Below are 3,456 nucleotides of genomic sequence, written 5' to 3'. Positions count from 1 at the left end.
GAAAAAGTTTGTCGATTTTGCAGAAGCAAAAACCTATATGAATAATATTTATGCTGAATATAAAAATAAAAATATATCGGAATATCTTAAAAAGGCATATGGACTTGTTATTTTGAATGATGACAATAAAGTTGTCGATATGAAAATAGGTCGTGCATATATTTCTTCACCAGGTGCAATGCTTATACTTGATGATAATTACGGTTCGAGTAGTCCCTATATTGTAAATAATCAAGAAGTGTTTTATTACGGAGCACAAAATAATGAAAATTACAAATCATCTAGATGTAAAATCGGCATAAGTGGAATAATGAATTATACTTCATCGGATAATTTAACATTAGTTCCCGAATCTGTTTTTTCTGATTTATACTTATCTGGGAATTCTGATACAAAAAAATATAAAATGGGCTACTATTATGTTAATTCAAACAGAGATTTGTATCATTATGTATCTGTTTTGAATAATCCTATAAATTCGCAAAGATACGAAAATGGGGAAAAATCTGTACTTCAAAGTTTTATAGTAGATAAAGCCCCTTCTTTTATGAAGACAAATACTAAATATTACAGTGTGGATGGAGTGCATTTTTATACTTCGAAATATTTAAGTTCTTCAAGTAAGGTTGGTACTTATTATCCTTACTTTACTTATCTTTCATACAGAACAAAAACAAGTTATACAAAAGAGGATTTGGATTTGAGAATAAAAAGTTACCCTTCTGATTCAAAGTTGAAAAATCAAGGGAAAACACTCATAGATGTCCAAAATAAATATGGTATAAATGCTTTAATGGAGCTATCTTTTGCAAATTTGGAAAGTGGTTACGGTACTAGTAGTTATGCTAAAAATAAAAACAATCTTTTTGGTATAGCCGCATATGATGAAAATCCTGACAATGCGTACTCTTTTCCAAGTGCATCAAAATGTATAGAAGAACATGCTTACAGACATCTCAGCAGAGCGTATTTTGATGCTAATTCTGATTTTAGATATTATGGTTCTTCTCCTGGAAATAAAAAAATCGGTGTAAATGTGAAATATGCTTCGGATCCTTATCATGGAGAAAAAATAGGTGGAATAGCATATACCCAAGATAAAAATATGGGTTCAAAGGATTACGAAAAATACACCATAGGAGTAACAAGTAAAGTAACAAATGTCTATCAAAAGCCCTCTTTAAGTAGTAAGGTATACTATAAGCTTTCAAATAAGCAATTATCTCAGCCTATAGGTATGCCTGTTGTAATATTATCTGAAGAGGGTGAGTTTTATAAAATACAAACCGATATGGGTGTTGTAGATGGAAATGTGCATTTTCAAAACTTGTATAACTATAATGACTCGGTTGCTTATGTAAGAAAAAGTGATGTGAGTGTCGTTAGAAAAGGTAAAGGAAATTTGGAGGGCGGAGTTACACAAAAGCCGGTGCAAACGAAAGCCAAGTTGAAAATTTCGGATTTAAAAATAAGCCCTTCTGTAAGCTACGGATTTACTCCGGGATATGGAAATAAACTTAGAGTTCAATCTAAATTATATTCGAATGTAAAAAATGCAAAAGCGGAAGTAAGAGTATATGACAGTAAAAAGAAATTAGTTGCAAAGGCAAGCATTACAAAGAAAAATACAGGTACTACAACAGAGAAAATATATTGGGATGGCAAGGCAACCAAAGGAAACGTTGCTAATTATAAAGAGGGGAGTTATGTAAAAAGAACTTCTTCAGGAAATAAGTATTATGTAAAACTTATATTGTCGACCTCAGATACAAAAACAGAAACAAAACTTTACAGTATAAAGTTATACAATAAAGCGACAAGGCTTTATACGAATATAACCAATACGAAAATAAAAAGAAAAAGTACAACTGTCCTTTCTATGAAACCTAATAGACCCGGAACCAGTATGGTAAGAATATATAATTCAAAAAACAAACTTGTATTTAGAGAAATATTTTACTATAAAAAAGCTAATGTAAAAAATTCGGTAAAATTTAAGGGATACGGGAATTATGGCAAATATAATAAAAAACTTTTAGCGAAAGGATCATACAAAGTTAAGTTTACTCATGGAGACTATACTTATACTTACGGTAAGAAAATAGTTTTAAAATAAATATACTTTACAGTTTATTCATGTATGTTTGTTTTTGTAATGTGGTTTTTATATGTAAGTTAAATACTTTGAAATTTTATCCACTTGAAATATTACGGTTTCAAGTGGATAATTAAATTAACTAAAAGTTTTATTTACAATCTTTATCATTTTTATTTTCTTGTTTTTGTTCGTTTTTATTATTTAAAGATTGTTCTTGTTTGTTGATATTTTGTTTTTTGTTTTTCTTTTCTTTTTTCTTTCCCATTTTAATCTCCTTTGTTTTATTTCTATATATATTATTTGTAAATAAGAGTATTTTATATTGGGAAGTTTTGTAAAATAAATAAGATTTTTTTTGATTATTATTTTAATGTTGTTTAATTAAATGATTATTGTATAAATATAAAGATTATGCTCAAAATTTATTTGATTTGGAGAAAAAATATTAAATTTTTCTTTTATTTAAGCCATTCGTATGATATAATACTTACTTGCAAGATTTAAATTTAGGAGGATAAAATGGAAACAGTATTATTGGTTTTAATTGTAATTTCCAGCGTTGCTCTTATTGGAAGCGTTCTGTTTCAAGAAGGCTCTTCGGCCGGAATGGGCGGTTCTATTGCTGGCGGTGCGGAAGGATTATTCGGTAAGAAAAAATCTCACGGTATGCAAGGACTTTTAAATAAGATTACTTTAATATCGGCAGTAGTATTTTTTGTATCTATTTTTATTTTTAACCTTCTAACAAAATAAAATAATATTTATAACAATTTCGGAGGAAAAAAATGTTTAATGTTGAAACTTTAAAGTTTTTTGCCCCTGTTGCGGGTATTATAGCGCTTTTATTTGCGTTATATCTTGCTTCTTCAATTAAAAAAGTTGATGCAGGAACAGACAGAATGAAAGAAATTTCTTCTCACATTCATGAAGGTGCAATGGCATTTTTAACAAGCGAATACAAGTATATCATTATATTTGCTGTTGTTTTATTCGCAGTATTATTTGCTTTAATAGGTTGGGAAACAGCTGTTTGCTTTGTTGTCGGTGCACTTTTCTCGGTTTTAGCCGGATTTTTTGGTATGCAGGTTGCTACACAAGCAAATACAAGAACTGCTGCACAAGCTAAGGACAAAGGCATGGGCGCCGCTTTAAAAGTTGCTTTTAACGGCGGTAGCGTAATGGGTCTTTGTGTTGTAGGTCTTGGTGCAATCGGTGTAAGCGTTGTTTATATGATTTTCGGTGATGTTAATATTATTACCGGATTTGGACTTGGAGCTTCATCTATAGCTTTATTCGGTAGAGTAGGCGGCGGCCTATACCGAGGAAACGGCCCGGAAGATCGTAACCGAGCAGTTTGG

3 protein-coding genes are annotated in these 3,456 nt (G+C 30.4%); all 3 read left to right on the top strand.

From position 1 onward, the window contains the following. Positions 1–2,116, top strand: a 2,116-nt coding sequence (locus tag QZ357_RS03060; protein ID WP_290771667.1) for a glucosaminidase domain-containing protein, incomplete at its 5' end; no start/stop codon positions are given. 501 nt (positions 2,117–2,617) lie between these two features. Then, a complete protein-coding gene (gene secG, locus QZ357_RS03055) occupies positions 2,618–2,851 on the top strand; it encodes a preprotein translocase subunit SecG (protein WP_290771665.1) in 234 nt (77 codons plus the stop codon). Between the two features lie 32 nt (positions 2,852–2,883). Then, positions 2,884–3,456 (top strand): sodium/proton-translocating pyrophosphatase (locus tag QZ357_RS03050; RefSeq protein ID WP_290771663.1); only part of this gene is annotated, 573 nt, incomplete at its 3' end.

The organism is Anaerofustis sp., assembly GCF_019420015.1.
GTDB lineage: Bacteria > Bacillota > Clostridia > Eubacteriales > Anaerofustaceae > Anaerofustis.
Note: the sequence above shows the minus strand (reverse complement) of the source record. Positions and strands in the feature narration are given on the sequence as shown.

What these genes read in the sequence shown, in the direction of transcription:
- secG (WP_290771665.1), top strand. Translation starts at nt 2,618, where the DNA reads ATGGAAACAGTATTATTGGTTTTAATTGTAATTTCCAGCGTTGCTCTT.